The following is a 21571-nucleotide window of genomic DNA, read 5'->3' as shown; positions in this document are numbered from 1 at the left end:
TCAGGCCAGCGCGTCGACCAGCGGACGGAACTTGACCCGCGTCTCGAGCAGCTCGGTCTCGGGGTCGCTCGCTGCGACGATCCCGGCACCCGCGTATGCCGTGACGGCGATCGCGTCCGCAGACGGGGTGAACTGAGCGCACCGCAGCGCGATCGCCCACTCGCCGTTGCCGTCGCCGTCGATCCAGCCGACCGGACCCGCGTATCGGCCGCGGTCGAACGGCTCGATCTCGCGGATCGCCGCCACAGCGACTTTCGTCGGCGTGCCGGCCACAGCGGCCGTCGGGTGCAGCGCCCCCACGAGATCCAGTGCCGATCCGCCGTCTGAGAGCTCTGCTTCGACATCGGTGGCCAGATGGAACAGGTTCGGCAGCTTCAGCAGGAACGGCTGCTCGCTCGAAGCCATCGCCCGAACGTGCGGGCGCAACGAGTCGAGCAGACTCTGCACCGCGTACTCGTGCTCGTCGATGTCCTTCGTGCTCGACGCCAGATGCGCCGACGCGGCGGCATCCTGGTCGGCATCCGCACCCCGCCCGATCGTCCCGGCGAGCACGCGCGCGGTCACGGTGCCGTCCTGCACCGTGACGAGGGTCTCCGGGCTCGCACCGACGAGACCGTCGACCGCGAACGTCCACGTGTCGGGGTAGCCGGTCGAGAGTGCGCGGACGAGTCGCCGCAGGTCGGACCCGCTGGGGATCGTCCCTGCCAGATCGCGCGCCAGGACGATCTTGCTGACCGCGCCGCTCCCGATGCGATCCAGTGCCGTGCGCACGGATGCCTGATAGCCGTTCGGCGACTGCGCACCTGGCCCGACCGTCCCGGCCCAGTGGGGTCCGTACGCGCACGGGTCGATGGTGGCGCCCGGCTGATCCTGCGGCAGCTCATCACCGGCGATGGCGATCCGGGTGATCCAGCCGCGCCCGGCGCGTTTGCCGAGGATGATCGACGGCACGATCAGGATGCTGTCGGCCTCCGACCCTTCGTCGAAGGTGAGCGCTCCGAAACCGACCAGGCCCGTCCCCGGCAACCCCACAGGGTCGTCGACCTCGGCGTTCGCGACGATCTCGCGCCAAGCGTCGGCCATGATCGCGCTGCGCAGCACGCCCTGCCCGGCCGAGACACGGATGGATGCCGGTGCTGTGGCCGGATCCGAGGAGCCGACCGCCACGATGCCGTCGCCGCGACGCAACCAGGCGAGCGGCCGATCGGGGTCGGCATACGCCAGTAGATCGTCGACCGGATCGAACTCGCGGGTCTGCACGATCAGGCGTTTGGTCACCCATCCAGGATAGTTCGTCGGGCGATACCGGTCGGATGCCGCCACTAGGCTGGCCGCGTGAGTTCCCGCCCCGAACCCGGCACCGAGATGATCTTCCAGTGGCGTAAGTGGGACGACTCGCCGCACTGGCGTCACGAGTGCGTCTATCTGGGATCCGACGAGTGGGGCGACTGGGTCGGGCAGCCGATCGGATGGCACAGCATCCGCCCCGGCGCGGAGTTCCACGCCGAAGCGCCCAACGTCACGCTCGTTCCGCCGTCCGGTGACTTCGCCCTGACCGTGAACCGCGATCATCCGTTCGGGATGCGGATCTACATCGACCTGGGTTGGGACGTCCGCTGGTCGGATGACCCGCTGCTGGCGACCGGCATCGACATGGACCTCGACGTGATCCGGCTCGAGAAGGAGAGGGACCCGGCGGAAGGCCCGAGCGGCACCTGGGTCGACGACCGCGACGAGTGGGCGGAGCACAGCATCCGGTACGGCTATCCGGCCGACGTCATGGCGCGACTCGAAGCGCTGACGCTCAGCCTCGAGGAGCGCGTCCGCGCCCAGACCGCGCCCTTCGACGACGCGACCGCCGACCGCTGGCTCGACCGACTCCAGTCGCTGCGGCCGGACAGATCTAGACTGGAGGAGTGAGCCAGCCCAACCGCGCCGACCTCGGCAAGGACCCGAAGCGCGTCAGCGGCATGTTCGACCAGGTCGCGGCCGGATACGACCGCACGAACACCGTCATGACGTTCGGCAATGACGCGTTCTGGCGTGCGGCGACCACCCGTGCCGTCGCACCGCAGCGCTACGAGCGGATCCTCGATCTCGCGGCGGGCACGGCATCCTCCTCGGCATCCCTCGCCGCGAGCGGAGCCGACGTCGTCGCGGCGGATTTCTCGCCGGGGATGCTGGCCGAGGGCGAGCGCCGGCACGGCCACCTGCCGAACCTCTCGTTCGTCGAAGCCGACGCCACGAACCTGCCTTTCGCCGATGACGAGTTCGACGCGGTGACGATGTCCTACGGCCTGCGCAACGTGCAGGATCCGAAGAAGGCGCTCGCCGAGCTCTTCCGCGTGACCAAGCCGGGCGGGCGCATGGTGATCAACGAGTTCTCCACGCCGCCGGCGAAGGTGTTCCGTGGGCTCTACCGGTTCTACAACGCGCAGGTCCTCCCGCGGGTCGCGCGTCTGGCCGGCACCAACGGCGATGCCTACGACTACCTGAACGAGTCGATCCGCGACTGGCCCGACCAGAAGCGCCTGTCCGCCTGGATCCGCGAAGCGGGCTGGACCGACGTGGCCTACCGCAATCTCTCCTTCGGCATCGTCGCGCTTCACCGTGCGACCAAGCCGCTCGACCAGCCCGCGGCAGACGCCGCAGCGGCGACCGACCGGGCGTGAGCCACAGGTAGGGTGGGAACCGTGACTTCGAGCCCCGCTGCCCCGGGTTCGCGCCTCGCGAGCCGTCTCGGCTTCAGCGACCGCGTGTTCGTCGGGCCTGCCGCACGCCGCATCGCACGGCAGATCGAAGAAGGGCTCGACCTCGTCGAGAACGGCCTCGCTGAAGAACTGCGCGTCGCCGACTCCATCGCCGACGCCTCTGCTCGTTATCTGTACGAGGCCGGTGGAAAGCGCATCCGCCCCGTTCTCACGCTGCTCACGGCACAGCTCGGCGAGGGCAACATCGCGCCGGTGATCGACATCGCCAAGGCGCTGGAGATGACCCACCTCGGCTCGCTCTACCACGATGACGTCATGGACAGCGCCGACCGCCGACGCGGAGTACCAGCAGCGCACGCGGTGTGGGGCAACAACGTGGCCATCCTCACCGGTGACATCCTGTTCTCCCGCGCGAGTCAGCTCATGTCGCACTACGGCGACCGCGCGATCCGGCTGCAGGCCGACACGTTCGAGCGGCTCGTGATGGGGCAGCTCCACGAGACCGTGGGTGCCCAGCCGGGTGATGACCCGATCGAGTTCTACCTCCAGGTGCTCGCTGACAAGACCGGCTCCCTCATCGCCGCCGCCACCCAGGGCGGGGCGATCTTCTCCAACGCCCCTGCCGAATACGAGGAGCCGCTTCGGGTCTACGGCGAGAAGGTCGGCGTCGCGTTCCAGCTCCTCGACGACGTGATCGACCTGTCAGCGAACCCGGCCGAGACCGGAAAGGTCCCGGGCACCGACCTCCGAGCCGGGGTGCCGACCATGCCGTACCTGCTCCTGAAGGCGGAGACGGATGCCGCGTCCGCCGGCCTCGCGACGCGCATCGACGACGGCGTGGCCAGCATCGCCGACGGGGCGGATGCCGTCATCCTCGATCAGCCGCTCGCTGAGCTGCGTGACCACGTCGTCACCCAGAAGACGCTCGAGCTCGCCCGCACCTGGACCCGGGATGCCATCGCAGCCCTTGCGCCGCTGCCCAAGGGCACGGTGCGCGATGCGCTGATCCGCTTCGCAGAGACACTTGCAGACCGCAGCAGCTGATCGCATCCGTATCGCTGCAGCATCCGAAAGGACACCCATGACCAAGCTCAGGCTGGCCATCGTCGGGGCAGGCCCGGCTGGCATCTACGCCGCTGACATTCTGCTGAAGACCGAGCGATCGTTCGACGTGTCGATCGATCTGTTCGAGCAGCTCCCCGCACCGTACGGCCTCGTCCGTTACGGCGTGGCCCCCGATCACCCGCGCATCAAGGGCGTCGTCAACGCTCTTCGCGACGTGCTCGACCGCGGCGACATCCGTGTCTTCGGCAACGTGCACTTCGGCGAGGACATCACGCTCGACGACCTGAAGAAGCACTACAACGCGGTGATCTTCGCCACCGGCGCCATCCGCGACACCACGCTCGACATCCCGGGCATCGACGCGGGCGGGTCCTTCGGCGCAGCCGACTTCGTCAGCTGGTTCGACGGCCACCCCGACGTGCCGCGCGACTGGACGCTGGATGCCGAGTCCGTCGCCGTCCTCGGCAACGGCAACGTCGCGCTCGACGTGGCCCGCATCCTCGCCAAGCATGCGGAGGACCTGCTGCCGACCGAGATCCCCGACAACGTGCACGCCGGCCTCGAGGCATCGAAGATCACCGACGTCCACGTCTTCGGGCGCCGAGGGCCGGCCCAGGTGAAGTTCACCCCGCTCGAGCTGCGCGAGCTCGGTGAGCTGCGCGACGTCGACATGGTCGTCTACGACGAGGATTTCGACTACGACGAGGCATCCAAGGATGCCGTCGCCAGCAACAAGCAGGTCAAGGTCATCGACCGCATCCTGCAGCAGTGGCGCACGCGTCCGTCGGTGAACAACGCCGGGGGAGAGGCGTCCCGCCGTCTGCACCTGCACTTCTGGGCGAAGCCGGTCGAGATCAAGACGGATGCCGAGGGCAAAGTCGCCGCGATCGTCTACGAGCGCACGCAGTCGGACGGCTCCGGTGGCATGACTGGCACGGGCGAGCTGAGAGAGATCGCGATCGGGCAGATGTACCGCGCGGTCGGTTACTTCGGGTCGCCCTTGAAGGATGTCCCCTTCGACAAGAAGCACGGGGTGATCCCGAACCGCGAGGGTCAGGTCATCGCCAAGGACTCCAATCAGCGCGTCCCCGGCATCTACGCCACCGGCTGGATCAAGCGCGGACCGGTCGGACTCATCGGCCACACGAAGTCCGACGCGATGGAGACGGTGCAGCACCTGGTTAACGACCAGGGCTCGTGGTGGCAGCCGGCCGATCCGTCGGAGGCGGCGATCCCGGCACTGCTCGAGTCTCGCGGCATCCAGTGGACCGACCTCGACGGCTGGCACCGACTCGACGAGCACGAGGTCGCCCTCGGTGCGCCGCACGAGCGCGCGCGCATCAAGGTGGTCCCGCGCGACGAGATGGTGCGCATCTCCCGCGGGGAGTGAGTCACCCGCGGCTAGGCTGGCGCCATGACCGCCTGGCTGCCCGACGTCCTCGGCGACGAGTTCGAGCAGACCACGCTGCCGCTGGGTGAGGACCATGAGGGCGAGGTCGTCGCGACGCTCGTGCGCGCGCTGCCCGATCCTCTCCCCGAACCGCCGCGCGGGTGGAATCGATTCGTGCGCCGACTCCGCGGGCGGCCCGTCGAGGTTCCGCCGCCGCTGCTCGACGGCGTCGACGTGCTGTACGTGCACGGATGGTCCGACTACTTCTTCCAGAAGCGGCTGGCGCGGTTCTGGACCTCACGCGGTGCCCGGTTCTTCGCGCTCGACCTGCGCAAATACGGCCGCAGCCTGCGCGACGGGCAGACGCCAGGGTACATCGCCGACCTCGCGACCTATGACGAGGACATCGAAGCCGCTGTCGCGGCCATGGAATCCGATGCCCGTGGTTCTCGTCGGCTCGTCCTCATGGGGCATTCGACCGGTGGGCTCGTCCTCAGCCTGTGGGCGTCGCGGCATCCTGAGGCGACGGACGCCGTCATCCTGAACTCGCCGTGGCTGGAGTTCCAGCTCGCGCCGCTGCGTGCTGCGATCACCCCGATGGTCGAACTGCAGGCGCGGCTGCGCCCGATGGAGGCGGCGCCCCAGATCGATCTCGGCTTCTACGCACGCGCGCAGGCGGCCGTCGTCGACCCCGATGACCTCATGGAGACGAACCCGGAATGGCGCCCGGTGCCGGCGATGTCCGTTCATGCCGGGTGGCTGCGCGCCATCCTGCACGGGCACCGTACCGTCGCCGAGGGGCTCTCGATCACGGCCCCGGTGTGCGTACTGCTGTCTGCTCGGTCGGCTCTGCCCACGCGCTGGTCGGATGAGCTCACCTCGGCCGACACCGTGCTCGTGGTGGAGGGCGTCGCCCAGCGCGCCCTGCGTCTGGGATCGTCGGTCACCGTGGAGCGGATCGACGGCGCACTCCACGACGTCTTCCTGTCGCGCAAGTCAGCGCGCGACGAGTCGTACGCCCGGCTGGAGCGCTGGGTCGTCGGATGGGCGGCGAGCAGCCCGCGAAGTTCGTGATGGATGTCACGACCGCGAGAGCCTCATCGGGGCAGACTGAGTTCGTGCCCAAGGACCCCTTGACCGATGACGATCAGCTGGACGATCTGGAGCGCGAGCTCGTCGGTCGCGCTCGCGGACGTGTGCTCGAGATCGGTGCGGGGCGCGGTGAGAACTTCGGGGCGCTGCCGCCCGATGTCGTGTGGCAGGGGCTCGAGCCCGACGACGTTCGGCGGGAGGAACTCGCACGTCGGGCGCGCGAGTGGGGGCACGCCGCCGTACCGATGGCGGCCGGGGCCGAGAGCGTACCGCTCCCGGACGGCTCGATCGATGTGGTGGTCGGGACATACGTGCTGTGCACGGTGCCCGACGTCCGCGCGGCCCTGAACGAGCTGCGGCGCGTCCTCGTTCCGGGAGGACGGATGCTGTTCGTCGAACACGTGCTCGCGCCACGGGGATGGGTGCTGCCGCTGCTGCAACGCGCAGCGACCCCGTTCACGGTGCACTGGTGCGCGGGGTGCCATCAGAATCGCGACACGCTCTCGAGATTCGCGGAGGCCGGCTTCATCGACGTCGATGTCCGCCGCGTGCGGGTCAGTGATCGGCCGCTGCCGCCGACACCTGTCGTGCTCTATGAGGGTCGCGCGCCGGCGTGATCCGGGAGTGGCCGGAGGTCAGCGGTAGTTGATGAACTGCAGGTCGATGTCGAGGTCCGACCCCTTGAGCAGCGCGATCACGGACTGCAGGTCGTCGCGGCTCTTCGACTGCACGCGCAGCTCGTCGCCCTGGATCTGGCTCTTCACGCCCTTCGGGCCCTCGTCGCGGATGATCTTGCCGATCTTCTTCGCGTTCTCCGACGAGATGCCGTCCTTGAGCGTGGAGACGATCCGGTACTCCTTGCCGCTGGCGAACGGGTCGCCCGACTCGAGGCTCTTGAGCGAGATGCCGCGCTTGATGAGCTTGGACTGGAACACGTCGAGAACGGCCTTCGCGCGCTCTTCGGTGTTCGCCTTGATCAGGATCGACTCGCCGCTCCACTCGACCGAGGCGCCGGTGCCCTTGAAGTCGTAGCGCTGCTCGACCTCCTTGCGGGCCTGGTTGAGGGCGTTCTCCGCCTCCTGGTGGTCGACCTTGCTGACGATGTCGAACGATGAGTCTGCCATGGCGCCATCCTATCGATTCGCGTTTGCCCACACGATCTTGGAAGCGCTTCCATCACGACACGCTTCTGCGCCCCTTGTGTCACAGCTTGATATCGGCCGATCCAGCCATTGCCTAACGGCAGCTCTGCCGTGCATACTGTAAGCGCTTGCAGTTTTGTTGCAGGCGCCCATCAGCACTAAGAGAGGCCACCACCAATGAAGGTGAACAAGAGGGGCATCGTCGCCTTCGGCGCGATCGCAGCCATTTCCACACTGACGCTCGCCGGCTGTGCAAGCGGCGGCGCAGGCGATTCCGACTCCGGTGATGCGGAATTCTCCGGCGAGATCACGGTCTGGGTCGACGCCGACCGTGCAGGTGTTCTGGAGGACGCGGCAGACGCGTTCACCGAGGACACCGGCGTGAAGGTCACGCTCGTCCAGAAGGAGTTCGGCGAGATCCGCGACCAGTTCGTCCAGCAGGTTCCGACCGGCGAAGGGCCCGACATCGCGGTGGGCGCGCACGACTGGCTGGGCGTGCTCGCCACCAACGGCGTCGTCGCACCCGTCGAGCTCGGCGACAAGGCCGCCGAGTTCGAGAAGGTCGCCATCGACGCGTGGAGTTACGAGGGCCAGACCTACGGCGTGCCGTACGCGATCGAGAACATCGCGCTGCTGCGCAACACCGACCTCGTCCCCGAGGCGCCGACCGACTTCGCCGACATGATCGCGAAGGGCGAGGCAGCGGGAACCGAGTACCCGTTCCTCGTCGGCCTCGACCCCGAAGCAGCCGATCCGTACCACCTGTACCCGTTCCAGACCTCGTTCGGCGCTCCGGTCTTCGGCACCACCGCCGACGGCGGCTACGACGCCGCAGACCTGCAGATCGGCAACGAGGGCGGCACCGCCTTCGCCGCCTGGCTGAAGGAGCAGGGCGCAGCGGGTGTCATGAACACCAACATCACGGGCGACCTCGCCAAGGAGAACTTCAACTCCGGCAAGTCCCCGTTCTTCCTGACGGGTCCGTGGAACGCGCCGGCAGCCGTCGAGGCGGGTCTGAACATCGCCGTCGACCCGATCCCCGCAGCAGGCGACCAGGAAGCACAGCCGTTCGCCGGCGTACAGGGCTTCTTCCTGAGCGCTGAGAGCGAGAACCGCCTCGCGGCCAATGAGTTCCTCGTGAACTACATCGGCAGTGAAGACGTGCAGACCGCCCTTTACGAGGTCGGCGGCCGCGCCCCGGCCCTCACCTCCGCCTTCGAGGCCGCTGTCACCTCCGACCCGATCACCGCCGGCTTCGGCGAGGTCGGCGCGACCGCCGTTCCGATGCCCAGCATCCCTGAGATGGGTGCTGTGTGGGAGTTCTGGGGTGTGACCGAGGCGGCCATCATCAACGGCGGCGACTCCGCAGCCCTGTGGTCGAAGATGGCCGCAGACATCCAGGCTGCAATCGGCTGATCCCTCTGAGAAGCGGGCGGCACCCGACACTCGGGTGCCGCCCGCGCCCGCCGTACCGCTGAGCACACCGAGGTTATCGATGACGACGCCCACCACAGACGAACGCGACGCTGCGATCCAGCGGACCCGACGTGACCGCAACCAGAAGCGCGCAGCGCACATCGCCGAACACGCCGGCGTCGGCTGGAAGCTGCTGCTGTTCAAGGTCGTCGCGCTGGGTGTCATCGACGCCCTCGCGATCTACGCGATCTTCGTGCTGTGGCGCAGCGATCAGATCGTCCCCGCGGTCATCGTGCTCGCGGTCACGGCGTTCGCGAACTGGATCTACTTCAGTCGCGGCAACCTTCCGGCGAAGTACCTGGTCCCCGGACTCATCTTCCTGTTCATCTTCCAGGTGTTCGCGGCGCTCTACACCGGGTACATCGCGTTCACGAACTACGGCACTGGCCACAACAGCGACAAGGACAGCGCGATCAACTCGCTGATGCTGTCCGCACAGGAGCGCGTGCCCGACTCTCCGGCGTACGACCTGAGCATCGTCGAGCAGCTCGGCGAGTTCTCCTTCCTCGTCACCTCCCCGGACGGCGACGTGTCGATCGGCGGCGACGAACGTCCGCTCGAAGAGGTCGACGGCGCCGAGATGGACGGCGGCAAGGCCACAGGGCTGGCCGGTTACAACACGCTCGGCTTCCAGCAGATCGTCGCCAACCAGAAGGCGATCGCCGACATGTCGGTGCCGATCAGCGACGACCCGAACGACGGCGCCCTGCGGACCCCTGACGGATCGAGCGCGTACGTCTACCTGTCGAAGCTGGTCTACGACGAGGCCGCCGACACGATGACCGACACGAGAACCGGCGTCGTCTACGCAGACACAGGGACCGGCGCGTTCACAGCGGAGGACGGCACCGAGCTGCGCCCCGGCTGGCAGATCAACGTCGGGGTCGACAACTTCGTCCGCGCATTCGCGGAGGAGTCCATCCGCGGGCCGTTCTTCTCCGTCCTGGTGTGGACGTTCGTTTTCGCGATCATGTCGGTGCTGACGTGCTTCGCACTCGGACTGTTCGTCGCGATCGTCTTCAACGACCCGCGCATGAAGTCCAAGCGCTATTACCGCATCCTCATGATCCTGCCGTACGCGTTCCCCGGGTTCCTCTCGGCACTCGTCTGGGCCGGCATGATGAACCAGGAGTTCGGATTCCTCAACGTCGTGCTGTTCGGCGGCGCCGACATCCCGTGGCTCACCAACGAGTGGTTGGCGAAGTTCAGCATCCTGCTCGTGAACCTCTGGCTCGGCTTCCCCTACATGTTCCTGATCTGCACCGGTGCGCTGCAGGCCATACCCGAGGATGTGCAGGAGGCCGCACGAGTCGACGGCGCCAGCGCCTGGCAGGTGTTCCGATCGATCAAGCTGCCGCTGTTGTTCGTCTCGGTCGCGCCGCTGCTGATCTCCTCGTTCGCGTTCAACTTCAACAACTTCAGCCTGATCTACATGCTCACCGGCGGAGGACCGCGCGATGTCTCGGCGAATGTCAACGTCGGCGCCACGGACATCCTGATCACCATGGTCTACAAGGTGGCGTTCGTCGGCTCGAGTTCCGACTACGGTCTCGCGAGCGCTTTCTCGATCATCATCTTCATCCTCGTCGCGACGATCTCGGTCATCGCGTTCCGGCGGACCAAGGCACTTGAGGAGCTGAACTGACATGAGCACCGTCAAGGACGAATCGACCACGGCGATCGTGACGCAGAGCGCAGGCGTCCGCGGCGAGGCGGCGGCTCCACGCCGGCCGTTCAAGAAGTACTTCCGCGAGACGGGCTGGCGGCACATCGTCGGCATCGCGATCGGAGCCTTCGCGATCTTCCCGCTGCTGTACGTCTTCTCGGCGTCGCTGAACCCGGGGGGCACACTGCTCACGGCGAACTCGCTGTTCAGCAACTTCGACTTCACGAGCTACACGGCGCTGTTCACGTCTTCGCAGCACCCGTACGGCGCCTGGTTCATGAACACGCTCGTGATCGGCCTGGTCACGGCGTTCTTCACCGTGATCCTGGGCGCGCTCGCGGCATATTCCTTCTCGCGTATGCGCTTCACCGGCCGACGGTTCAGCCTGACCTCGCTGCTGGTCGTGCAGATGTTCCCGCAGATGCTCGCGATGGTCGCGATCTTCCTGCTGATGGTCAGGATCGGCGATATCTTCCCCGCGATCGGACTGAACTCTCAGATCGGTCTGATCATGGTGTACCTCGGCGGTGCGCTCGGCGCCAACACCTACCTGATGTACGGCTTCTTCAACACGGTGCCTGCGTCGATCGACGAGGCTGCGAAGATCGACGGTGCCGGCCATGCACGGATCTTCTTCACGATCATCCTTCGCCTGGTCGCACCGATCCTCGCCGTGGTCGGCCTCCTCAGCTTCATCGGGACCTGCAGCGAGTTCGTGCTCGCGAGTGTCATCCTCATCGACCCCGACAAGCAGACCCTCGCGGTCGGCCTGTACAAGTTCGTTGCGGATGAGTTCTCGAAGAACTGGAGCGTGTTCGCCGCCGGTGCCGTTCTCGCCGCGATCCTGCCGGTCGCGCTCTTCCTCGCGTTGCAGAAGTACATCGTGGGCGGACTCACCGCGGGAAGCGTGAAGTGATCGGATGCCTCGCACCCTGACGGTCGCGACGTTCACAGGATTCCTCGTCACGGCGGTCGCCGTACTGGCCGGATGCAGCGCGCAGCCGGCGCCGACAGAGCACGTCGAGCCCGGCGAGGCGACCGGGGCGGGAGTTCAGCTGTTCCAGCTTCCCTGGACATCGATCGCCGATGAGTGCGAGCAGACGCTGGGCCCGGCCGGATTCGCATGGGTGCTCACCTCGCCGCCGAACGAGCACATCGTCGGCGAACAATGGTGGACGTCCTACCAGCCGGTGAGCCATCGCATCGAGTCGAGGCTGGGCACTCGCGAGGAGTTCGCCGACATGGTCGCGCGTTGCGACGCAGCCGGAGTCGAGATCGTGGCGGATGCCGTGATCAACCACATGACCGGACAGAACACAGCTGGCACGGGCTTCGCCGGCACCGCGTTCGAGCACTACGACTACCCGGGACTCTACGGTCCTGGCGACTTCCACTACTGCGGCCTGGCCGCGAGCGGCGACATCGAGGACTACGGATCACGTGAGCAGGTGCAGGACTGCGAGCTCGTCAATCTCGCCGACCTCGACACCTCATCAGAGGCGGTGCGGGCGAAGACCGTCGGCTACCTCGATGATCTGCTCTCGCTGGGCGTCGCAGGCGTTCGCGTCGATGCCGCCAAGCACATGGCGGCCGACGACGTCGAGGCGATCGTCTCGCAGCTGCCAGGGGGCACGCGCATCCTGAGCGAGGTCATCCGAGGGGCGGGAGAGCCCGTTCAGCCCGAGGAGTACACCGGGTTCGGAGACGTGTTCGAGTTCACTTACGGGCGTGATCTCGCGCAGCCCCTGCAGTCCGGCGTCTGGTCCGACCCGACCCTTCGGGACGCCGATGACGAGTACGTCCGTGCGCAGCATGTGCCGTCCGACCGCGCGATCGTGTTCGTCGACAATCACGACACCGAGCGCGGAGAGGCGAAGATCACCTACAAGCGCGGCGACCTCTACGTGCTCGCCAACGTGCTCATGCTCGGCGATGACTACGGCACGCCGGTGGTGTACTCCGGCTACGCGTTCACGGATCGTGATGCCGGACCCCGCGCCGACGAGGACGGCCGAGCGCAGGACGCATCGTGCGCCGGCGTCGACGGACCCGTCGATGCGTACGAGGACGGCGAACGAACCTGCGTGCAGTCGTGGACGGCGATCCGCGGGATGCTGGCGTTCCACGACGCCGTCGGCGACGTGCACCGTATGCCGGGCGTCGAGTCCGGCGACGCCTACGGCTTCGAGCGCGCAGGGCGCGGCGTCGTCGCCGTGAACCCGGGCGAAGCGGCAGAGACGCTCGAGATCCCCACGACCATGCCAGCCGGCGATTACTGCGACGTCGTCTCCGGTGGGCCGGACGCGACGACCGAGGACGGATGCCGCGGCGCGGTGTTCATCGTCGACGACGGCGTCGCCACGCTGAAGCTCCCCGGCCGCACCGCGGCCGCCATCCACATCGACGCGGCTGCGCCGCCGGCATCCTGAAGGGAACCGACATGACAGACACCCGTTCGCATCACGTGCTTCCGCACCACGACGGCTCCGAGCTGTACGTCTCCGATTCGGCGCCGCAGCTCGGCGACGTCGTCACGGTTCGACTCCGAGTGCCACACGGCTACGGTCCCCTCGCGGCGGTGCGTACCCGATCGAACCCCGACCACGAACCCGAGTGGACGACGGCTCGGCTGGTCGGCAGTGCGGACGGCTGGGACTGGTGGGAAGCGCCGATCACGGTGCGCAACCGTCGACACGGATACCGCTTCGTGCTGCAGCACGACGACGGCACGGTCGAATGGGTCAACCAGTCGGGCGTTCATCGTGGTGAGACGCTGGATGCCGAGGATTTCGCACTCGTCGCGCACCCGGCGCCGCCGGCCTGGCTTAGCGACAGCGTCATGTACCAGGTGTTCCCCGACCGCTTCGCGCGTTCGGCGCAGGCGGACGAGCACCCGACGCCGGACTGGGCGATCCCCGCGGCGTGGACTGATCCTGTGGATCCGGCGATGCCCGGACGCTCGCAGCAGTTCTACGGCGGAGATCTCCCCGGAATCATCGAACACCTCGATCACCTGGTGGAGCTCGGTGTCAACCTGCTGTACCTGACGCCGATCTTCCCTGCCGGATCGAACCACCGCTATGACGCGTCGAGCTTCGACCGCATCGACCCGCTGCTGGGCGGCGAGGAGGCGTACATCCGCCTCATCGAGGAAGCGCACGCCCGCGGCATCCGAGTGATCGGCGATCTCACCAGCAACCATTCCGGCGACCGGCACGAGTGGTTCCAGCAGGCGCTCGGCAACCCCGGCGCTGAGACCGAGAGCTACTACTACTTCACCGACGACGGGAACACCGAGTACGTGTCGTGGCTCGGCACGCCCACGCTGCCGAAGTTCGACTGGTCCTCCGCGGCCCTGCGCGAGCGCTTCATCTCCGGTGAGGACTCCATCGTCGCGAAATGGCTGAAGCCGCCGTTCAACGCCGATGGCTGGCGCATCGACGTGGCGAACATGACGGGACGCCTGGGCGATGTCGATCTGAACGCCGAGGTGCGTGGTCTGCTGCGCGAGACGATGCTGCGCATCGATCCTGACACGGTTCTGCTCGGGGAGTCGACCAACGACGCGATCAGCGACTTGCAGGGCGACGGCTGGCACGGCGCCATGACATACCCGTCGTTCACGCGCCCTGTGTGGGGCTGGCTGTGTGGCGACGAGTTCGAGCCCTGGACGACGGCTGAGGGCGAAGTCCGCACCGAGCCCTGGTTCTTCGGTCAGCCCATCGGCGGCATCCCTCGGTACACCGCCGAGGACGTCGCCGGGGCGATCACGCGGTTCACCGCCGGCGTCCCGTGGCGGGTGCGCCTGGGCAACATGCAGCCGCTCGACACGCATGACACCGGGCGGTTCGCGACGAACGCGGCCCCGGGCACGGTGCCGGTGGCGCTGGGACTGTCGATGACGCTCCCCGGTGTCCCCGTCGTCTTCGCCGGTGATGAGTTCGGCATGGTCGGTGCCGATGGCGAGGCATCAAGGACTCCGATGCCGTGGGGGAGCGAGGCGCACCCGTCCGTCGCTCCGATACTCGAGCTGTACCGCTCCCTGGTGCGACTGCGTCGCGAGCACGTCGTGCTCGGCACCGGCGGAATGCGCTGGCTCCACGTCGACGACGAGACCATGGTCTTCGTACGCGAGTCGGCGGACGAGTCCGTGCTCGCGCTCGCGACCAGAGGGGGAGCGGATGTCACGATCCCCCTCGGCGCGCTCGCCGGAGCCGCCCGCGCCGAGGCTCTGCACGGCGATGCGACACTCGCCGTGGCATCCGACGGCGGCGTCCTTCTCATCGCCGACGGGCCGGCGTTCGCGGCATGGTCCCTGCCGGGTGTCGAGGTGCCGGGCGCATGACGACACCCGCGCGGTACGAGGCGATCAGCCAGGGGCTGGCCGCGGGCGTTCGCGAGCGAGACGGATTGATCGGGCTCGTCCTCCTCGGCTCTGCCGCGGACAGCGCGCGATTCCGCCGCGATGAGTGGTCTGATCACGATTTCTTCGCGATCACGGCTGACGGCCGAGGAGTCGATGTGCGGCCTGACCTGTCCTGGCTGCCCGATCAGGAGCGGATCGTGCTCACAGCTCGGGAGGGCGAGATCGGTTTCGTCGCCCTGTACGACGACGGTCATGTGTGCGAGTTCGCCCTCGCGGATGCCCAGGAGCTCAGTGGCGCTGTCGCGGTGGACGCGACGATCGTGGTGGACGACGCGGAGCAGACCGTGGCCGGGCTGGTCGGGCGTGCGCAGGCCAGGGCGAACACGGCCGACTCGTTCGACCCGGCCAACGATGCGCGTCTCGTGCTGGTGAAGCTGCTGATCGGCGTCGGCAGAGTCCGGCGGGGCGAACGACTCAACGGCGGAGCCTTCATACGTCAATGGGCGGTCGCGCACCTGGCGAAAGCGATCCGCGGACGATTCGCCGAGTCGTCGACGTCCCTGCGCGACGTGAATGATCCGATGCGCCGGTTCGAGCGGGACTTCCCTGATTGGGGAGAGCGCATCGCCGTCGCACTCGCGCAACCGGAGGAAGATGCCGCGAAGGCGCTCCTCGCGGTGCTCAAGGAGCTCGAGCGCGGCTGGGACGAGTTCCCGACGAAGGCGGTCGAGACGGTCGAAGTCCGGCTCGGCTGGGCATGAACGCCCCTTTCGTCGTCGTACTGATCGGGTCGGAGCGACCGCACAGCGTGTCCAGCTCGGGGACGGGCGCGCACGGTCGTACCGTGGGAGCATGGCACGGGCAGACGGCAGCAACATCGCGATGAGCTGGATCGCAGGCGTCATCAGCGCCGGCATCGTCGCGGCACTGCTCTGGCTCGCCCTGCCGATGGGCCCGGTCATGGTGCAGTTCGTCGGCGACACGCTGCGCACTGTGGCTCCTGGTACGGCGGAATCTCCCTGACCCACCGCGAAAACCCTGCGGCAGCGGGTCAGACGACACGTCGGCACGCCTGCGCTCGGGCGCGGTGCCGCGGCGATATCCTCGCACTGCAGATAACGAGGAGAGGCGCCCCCTATGAGTGACCCCGAGGTCCCCCAGCACGAGCAGAAGTCCGACGTCGACGACGTCGTCGACAGCGCCAACGCTGGCCTTGCGGAGGCCGAGGCAGCGCGCGCCGATGTCAACGGCGCCCCCGTGGCCGACGACGCCGATGCCCCTGACATCGCCGCCGCGGAGAGCGCTGGCGCGCCCGCGGACCGCGAGGCCGTCGACCCCGATCTGGCAGCGTTCGACGCTGCAGAGCGGGACCACCCCGGCACCTTCGCGGCATCCGGCGACGGCTTCCGTTCGTCGCGCACCGACTCGTCGCCCTTCGATTCTTCCGACGCAGATTCTTCGCGTGCGGACGAGACCGGTGGCTTCCGCCCCCGGGACCACTCCGCAGCGGTCGCGGACGCGTCGATCGCGGACTCCGCTTACCTGTCGTCGGCCGCCGACGACACCGAGACTCGGGTCGTCCCGTCCGAGCCGACCGTTGCGGAGACCGTGGTCGCCGTACCGGTGACGCAGGCGCAGCAGCCCATCTTCGTCCAGGCGCCCGAGCCTCCCCGTGAGCGCGGCAACCGCGGCACCGCCGGGGCGATCGGTCTGCTGGCGACGCTCGCGTTCGCGGTCCTGTACCTCGGCATCACGCTCGGCCTCGGCGCGCTGGCAGGCGACGTCACGGCGGATGGTCTGGTCGATGCCGTTCTGGCGCCGCTGATGACCTGGGCGTTCTGGACCCCCGTGGTCGTCTTCTTCATCGGATTCTGGCTGCTCGGCGCGATCATCAATCGCGGTCGTTGGGGCCTGTGGGTCGTGTTCGGCCTTCTGGTCGGCGTCGCGGCGTACTTCGGCTACATCCTCGGTCAGCTCTTCGAGGCGCCGTTCTGGCTCGTGACGGCATCCGAGGCATCCGAACTGGTCGGCCAGCAGCTGTTCACCCCGCTCGCCCTCGCAGCTTTCGTCCTGGGCCGCGAGCTCACCATCTGGTTCGGCGCGTGGGTCGCCCGCAGCGGCGCCCGCAAGACCGAGCTCAACGACGAGGCCCAGCGCGAGTACGAGCGCACGCTCGAGGCCGGTCCGCAGCTCTCGAGGTAGTCGGATCATGACCACGTCAGACCCCCGCGGCCCCGCGCCGGCGGGGGTCTCGGCGATTCTGGCCACGACGATGACGACGATCGGCTTCTTCGCGCTCGCCGTATTCGGGCTCGGGGCGCTGAGCATCGCGACCGATGCCGACATCATCCCGGTGCCCGGCCTCGGTCAGGCGCCGGGCATCACCGGCATGATCATCGCGATCATCGTGTTCGCCGGCATCCTGTGGCTCGCCGTCCGGATCGCTCGCCCGCGGTTCCGTTCGGTGTGGACGATCGCGATCGCGACGACACTCGCGCACCTGCTGGCGGTCGGATTCACGGTCCTCGTCGTCACCGGCGAGTTCGTCACCGCGCTGGCCGTCATGGGCGGGTTGATCACCGGGGGAGCGAGCCTCATCGTCCTGGTCGCTGCGGCGATCGCCGGCTGGGCGGGCGTCGCCCTGCGCCGCACGCGCGCGAGTCGACCCCGCTGGCCGTGGGAGCGTGACGACGCCGGCTGAACGGGATGCCGGAAATCTGCGGTGTTCGCGCTCGTTCCCCGTACCCTTGACCTGTGGAGCGCTCACTGGAGACGCAGGTGGACCTGGCCGTCGAGGCCTGGCTGCGATGGGTGCCGCGCTGGGAGCCGGCGACTCATCGCGGTCGCGTCGCGCCGTGCCGCCGCTGCCTCGGGTCGCCGATCCTCTCCGCCGTCGGAATCGGTTCGAACGTGCCGCACGGCGTGCAGCACGGACTCTCCACGCGCATCAAGACGGTCGTCGACCACGCGGTCGCCGAGTACACCGCACGAAACCTGCCGATGCTGCAGGCCGAGCTCGATCAGCAGGCGGCGCGCAATCGTGCCCGCAGCTATCGCCCTTCAGAGGACCTCGACCCCGAGTACGAGGGGATGCCTCTGGACCCGGACCCGGTGCCGGGCGCTCCGTTCCTCTTCACGATCGCCGGGCTCGCCGATGACGACGTGGCCGAGCTGCCTCCGCTGCCCCCGCTCTCCGACGAGGCCAAAGCGGCGCTTCGGCAGGAGGTCGCCCTCGCCGACGAGTACGCGAACATGGTCGGGCGCGAGATCTGCGGGATGCTGCTGCGCCACCGCCTGGCGGTGCAGGCGGCGATCTCGCAGCATGTGGAGCCGCAGATCGAGGCGATGCTCGCCGAGCTCACGCGGGCGCTCGACTCTCCGTTCGATCCGGAGACGCCGTAGCAGCGATCCCGCGATCATTTGACCGCTGCGTTACGCAGGATTACACTTGATCAGGTGTGTGCACGTCTCGGCGTGCCTGCACACGGGCTCCGATCCGTATCGGTCAGCCCCCACGGCATACCCATCACACCAAAAGCGCGTCTGATCAGGCGCGCCGGTGGGTCATGATGTGAAACCCATCACGCTGTCACCGTGCAGCATTATGAGGAGAGAACGTGCCAACCATTCAGCAGTTGGTTCGCAAGGGTCGCTCGCCCAAGGTCACCAAGACCAAGGCGCCCGCCCTGAAGTCGAACCCCCAGCAGGCCGGGGTATGCACCCGCGTCTACACCACCACGCCGAAGAAGCCGAACTCGGCGATGCGCAAGGTCGCACGTGTGAAGCTCCGCAACGGCACCGAGGTCACCGCCTACATCCCCGGTGAGGGCCACAACCTGCAGGAGCACTCGCTGGTGCTCGTCCGCGGCGGTCGTGTCAAGGACCTCCCCGGTGTGCGTTACAAGATCGTCCGTGGCGCCCTGGACACCCAGGCAGTCAAGAACCGTAAGCAGGCTCGTTCCCGCTACGGCGCGAAGAAGGGTTGAGTTAGATGCCTCGTAAGGGTCCCGCCCCCAAGCGCCCCGTCGTCAACGACCCCGTATACGGCGCTCCGATCGTCACCTCGCTGGTGAACAAGATCCTCGTCGACGGCAAGAAGTCGCTGGCCGAGTCGATCGTCTACGGCGCCCTCCGCGGTGTCGAGGCGAAGAACGGCCAGGATGCCGTCGCCACCCTCAAGAAGGCGCTCGACAACGTGCGCCCCACCCTTGAGGTCCGCAGCCGCCGCGTCGGTGGCTCGACCTACCAGGTGCCGGTCGAGGTCAAGCCTCACCGCGCCAACACGCTCGCGCTGCGCTGGCTCGTCAGCTACGCGAAGGGTCGTCGTGAGAAGACGATGACCGAGCGTCTCCAGAACGAGATCCTGGACGCCTCGAACGGTCTGGGCGCTGCAGTCAAGCGCCGTGAGGACACTCACAAGATGGCCGAGTCGAACCGCGCGTTCGCTCACTACCGCTGGTAACAGCCTCGCCCGCCTCCGGTCTCCGCATCGGAGGCGGGCACCCCCTCTCTTCGCAGTCGCACTGCTAGACAGAAAAGGACACTCCTGTGGCACAAGACGTGCTCACCGACCTGAGCAAGGTCCGCAACATCGGCATCATGGCCCACATCGATGCCGGAAAGACCACCACCACCGAGCGCATCCTGTTCTACACGGGCGTGAACCACAAGCTGGGCGAGACGCACGATGGCGCCTCGACCACCGACTGGATGGAGCAGGAGAAGGAGCGCGGCATCACGATCACGTCTGCCGCCGTGACCTGCTTCTGGAACAACAACCAGATCAACATCATCGACACCCCCGGTCACGTGGACTTCACGGTCGAGGTGGAGCGCTCGCTCCGCGTCCTCGACGGTGCCGTTGCCGTCTTCGACGGCAAGGAGGGCGTCGAGCCCCAGTCCGAGACCGTGTGGCGTCAGGCCGACAAGTACAACGTCCCGCGCATCTGCTTCGTCAACAAGATGGACAAGCTCGGCGCCGACTTCTACTTCACCGTCGACACCATCGTCAAGCGCCTCGGCGCCAAGCCGCTCGTGATCCAGCTCCCCATCGGCGCTGAGAACGACTTCGTCGGCGTCATCGACCTCGTCGAGATGCGTGCCCTGGTGTGGCCCGGCGACTCGAAGGGTGATGTCACCATGGGCGCCTCTTACGAGGTGCGGGAGATCCCCGAGGACCTCAAGGAGAAGGCTGCGGAGTACCGTCAGCTGCTCCTCGAGACCGTCGCCGAGACCGACGACGTCCTGCTCGAGAAGTTCTTCGGTGGCGAGGAGCTCACGGTCGCCGAGATCAAGGGCGCCATCCGCAAGATGGTCGTCGCCTCGGAGATCTACCCCGTGCTCTGCGGATCGGCGTTCAAGAACCGTGGCGTGCAGCCGATGCTGGACGCCGTCGTCGACTACCTCCCCAACCCTCTCGACGTCGGTGCCATCGAGGCGCACGACCCGAAGGACGAGGAGAAGGTCATCGAGCGTCACCCCGACGCGAAGGACCCCTTCGCAGCGCTGGCCTTCAAGGTCGCCGTGCACCCGTTCTTCGGTCGCCTCACCTACGTCCGCGTCTACTCGGGTCACCTCGACTCCGGTTCGGCCGTGGTCAACTCGACCAAGGGCAAGAAGGAGCGCATCGGAAAGATCTTCCAGATGCACGCCAACAAGGAGAACCCGGTCGACTCGCTCACCGCGGGCAACATCTACGCCGTCATCGGCCTGAAGGACACCACCACCGGTGACACCCTCGCCGACCCGGCCGCCCCGGTCGTCCTCGAGTCGATGACGTTCCCCGAGCCCGTCATCGAGGTCGCCATCGAGCCGAAGACCAAGGCCGACCAGGAGAAGCTGGGTGTCGCCATCCAGAAGCTCGCTGAGGAGGACCCGACCTTCCGCACGGAGCTCAACCCCGAGACCGGTCAGACGACCATCAAGGGCATGGGCGAGCTGCACCTCGACATCCTCGTCGATCGCATGAAGCGCGAGTTCCGCGTCGAGGCGAACGTCGGAAAGCCCCAGGTGGCCTACCGCGAGACGATCAAGAAGGCCGTCGAGAAGCACGACTACACGCACAAGAAGCAGACCGGTGGTTCTGGTCAGTTCGCGAAGATCCAGTTCAACATCGAGCCTCTTGAGGTCACGGCCGACAAGACGTACGAGTTCGTCAACTCGGTCACCGGTGGTCGTATCCCGCGCGAGTACATCGGCTCCATCGATGCTGGTTTCCAGGATGCGATGAACGTCGGCGTGCTCGCCGGCTACCCGATGGTGGGCGTCAAGGCGACCATCGTCGACGGTGCTGCTCACGACGTCGACTCCTCGGAGATGGCGTTCAAGATCGCCGGATCGATGGGCTTCAAGGAGGCCGCGCGCCGCGCGAACCCCGTGCTCCTCGAGCCGCTGATGGCCGTCGAGGTCCGTACTCCTGAGGAGTACATGGGCGACGTCATCGGCGACCTGAACTCGCGTCGTGGCCAGATCCAGTCCATGGAGGATGCCGCAGGCGTCAAGGTCGTCCGCGCGTCGGTCCCGCTGTCCGAGATGTTCGGCTACATCGGCGACCTGCGCTCGAAGACCTCCGGTCGCGCGGTGTACTCGATGGAGTTCGACTCGTACTCCGAGGTCCCCAGGGCCGTCGCCGACGAGATCATCCAGAAGACCAAGGGCGAGTAA

21 protein-coding genes are annotated in these 21571 nt (G+C 67.4%); 19 read left to right on the top strand and 2 right to left on the bottom strand.

Annotated features, from left to right (window positions below; all coding sequences use genetic code 11):
• Complete coding sequence (locus tag KHB019_RS13530) at positions 1–1278, bottom strand: isochorismate synthase (RefSeq protein ID WP_337459196.1); 1278 nt, start codon at positions 1276–1278, stop codon at positions 1–3.
• A 57-nt stretch (positions 1279–1335) separates the two neighbouring features.
• Here KHB019_RS13530 and KHB019_RS13525 point away from each other — a divergent pair, with 57 nt between their 5' ends.
• Genes KHB019_RS13525 through KHB019_RS13500 form a run of 6 tightly spaced genes read left to right on the top strand, consistent with a single transcriptional unit; the run spans position 1336 to position 6875 of the window.
• Positions 1336–1920: a hypothetical protein gene (locus tag KHB019_RS13525; RefSeq protein ID WP_230103724.1), complete on the top strand. Its 585-nt coding sequence runs from the start codon at positions 1336–1338 to the stop codon at positions 1918–1920.
• The gene (locus KHB019_RS13520; RefSeq protein ID WP_325471989.1) at positions 1917–2672 is read left to right on the top strand and encodes a class I SAM-dependent methyltransferase; all 756 of its coding nucleotides are present in this window, start codon (positions 1917–1919) and stop codon (positions 2670–2672) included. The genes KHB019_RS13525 and KHB019_RS13520 overlap by 4 nt, the downstream gene beginning before the upstream one ends.
• Positions 2673–2693: 21 nt before the next feature.
• A complete protein-coding gene (locus KHB019_RS13515) occupies positions 2694–3755 on the top strand; it encodes a polyprenyl synthetase family protein (RefSeq protein ID WP_230103723.1) in 1062 nt (353 codons plus the stop codon).
• Between the two features lie 37 nt (positions 3756–3792).
• A complete protein-coding gene (locus KHB019_RS13510; RefSeq protein WP_337459195.1) occupies positions 3793–5166 on the top strand; it encodes an FAD-dependent oxidoreductase in 1374 nt (457 codons plus the stop codon).
• Positions 5167–5190: 24 nt separating this feature from the next.
• The gene (locus KHB019_RS13505) at positions 5191–6240 is read left to right on the top strand and encodes an alpha/beta hydrolase (RefSeq protein WP_325471988.1); all 1050 of its coding nucleotides are present in this window, start codon (positions 5191–5193) and stop codon (positions 6238–6240) included.
• A 44-nt stretch (positions 6241–6284) separates the two neighbouring features.
• A complete protein-coding gene (locus KHB019_RS13500; protein WP_337459194.1) occupies positions 6285–6875 on the top strand; it encodes a class I SAM-dependent methyltransferase in 591 nt (196 codons plus the stop codon).
• A gap of 18 nt (positions 6876–6893) precedes the next feature.
• Here the strand turns inward: KHB019_RS13500 and KHB019_RS13495 are convergent, their stop codons facing one another.
• Positions 6894–7382 (bottom strand): YajQ family cyclic di-GMP-binding protein, encoded by a 489-nt coding sequence (locus tag KHB019_RS13495; RefSeq protein WP_230103709.1) that lies wholly within the window; start codon positions 7380–7382, stop codon positions 6894–6896.
• Positions 7383–7577: 195 nt separating this feature from the next.
• On the opposite strand from KHB019_RS13495, the gene KHB019_RS13490 reads away from it, so the two are divergent.
• The 13 genes from KHB019_RS13490 (at position 7578) to fusA (ending at position 21571) form a co-directional block, all read left to right on the top strand.
• Positions 7578–8816 (top strand): sugar ABC transporter substrate-binding protein, encoded by a 1239-nt coding sequence (locus KHB019_RS13490; RefSeq protein WP_337459193.1) that lies wholly within the window; start codon positions 7578–7580, stop codon positions 8814–8816.
• Positions 8817–8895: 79 nt separating this feature from the next.
• Complete coding sequence (locus tag KHB019_RS13485) at positions 8896–10521, top strand: ABC transporter permease subunit (protein ID WP_230103707.1); 1626 nt, start codon at positions 8896–8898, stop codon at positions 10519–10521.
• Between the two features lies 1 nt (position 10522).
• Entirely contained in the window at positions 10523–11458 is a 936-nt protein-coding gene (locus KHB019_RS13480) for a sugar ABC transporter permease (RefSeq protein WP_337459192.1), read from the top strand.
• Positions 11459–11462: 4 nt separating this feature from the next.
• Positions 11463–12971: an alpha-amylase gene (locus tag KHB019_RS13475; RefSeq protein WP_337459191.1), complete on the top strand. Its 1509-nt coding sequence runs from the start codon at positions 11463–11465 to the stop codon at positions 12969–12971.
• Positions 12972–12982: 11 nt separating this feature from the next.
• Positions 12983–14887 (top strand): glycoside hydrolase family 13 protein, encoded by a 1905-nt coding sequence (locus tag KHB019_RS13470; RefSeq protein WP_337459190.1) that lies wholly within the window; start codon positions 12983–12985, stop codon positions 14885–14887.
• Positions 14884–15669 (top strand): hypothetical protein, encoded by a 786-nt coding sequence (locus KHB019_RS13465; RefSeq protein WP_337459189.1) that lies wholly within the window; start codon positions 14884–14886, stop codon positions 15667–15669. Before KHB019_RS13470 ends, KHB019_RS13465 begins: the two co-directional genes overlap by 4 nt.
• 91 nt (positions 15670–15760) lie before the next feature.
• Positions 15761–15931: a hypothetical protein gene (locus KHB019_RS13460; RefSeq protein WP_230103702.1), complete on the top strand. Its 171-nt coding sequence runs from the start codon at positions 15761–15763 to the stop codon at positions 15929–15931.
• A 114-nt stretch (positions 15932–16045) separates the two neighbouring features.
• Positions 16046–17110, top strand: a complete 1065-nt coding sequence (locus KHB019_RS13455) for an ABC transporter (protein WP_337459188.1) — start codon at positions 16046–16048, stop codon at positions 17108–17110.
• Between the two features lie 7 nt (positions 17111–17117).
• Positions 17118–17609 (top strand): hypothetical protein, encoded by a 492-nt coding sequence (locus KHB019_RS13450; RefSeq protein ID WP_337459187.1) that lies wholly within the window; start codon positions 17118–17120, stop codon positions 17607–17609.
• 53 nt (positions 17610–17662) lie between these two features.
• Entirely contained in the window at positions 17663–18310 is a 648-nt protein-coding gene (locus KHB019_RS13445; protein WP_230103699.1) for a spermidine/putrescine ABC transporter substrate-binding protein, read from the top strand.
• A 215-nt stretch (positions 18311–18525) separates the two neighbouring features.
• Entirely contained in the window at positions 18526–18894 is a 369-nt protein-coding gene (rpsL, locus tag KHB019_RS13440; protein WP_017201609.1) for a 30S ribosomal protein S12, read from the top strand.
• Between the two features lie 5 nt (positions 18895–18899).
• Positions 18900–19370 (top strand): 30S ribosomal protein S7, encoded by a 471-nt coding sequence (gene rpsG / locus KHB019_RS13435; protein ID WP_017201608.1) that lies wholly within the window; start codon positions 18900–18902, stop codon positions 19368–19370.
• Between the two features lie 86 nt (positions 19371–19456).
• On the top strand, positions 19457–21571 hold the full coding sequence (fusA, locus tag KHB019_RS13430) for an elongation factor G (protein ID WP_230103698.1): 2115 nt from the start codon (positions 19457–19459) through the stop codon (positions 21569–21571).

It is taken from the genome of Microbacterium sp. KHB019 (assembly GCF_037285405.1).
GTDB lineage: Bacteria > Actinomycetota > Actinomycetes > Actinomycetales > Microbacteriaceae > Microbacterium.
Note: the sequence above shows the minus strand (reverse complement) of the source record. Positions and strands in the feature narration are given on the sequence as shown.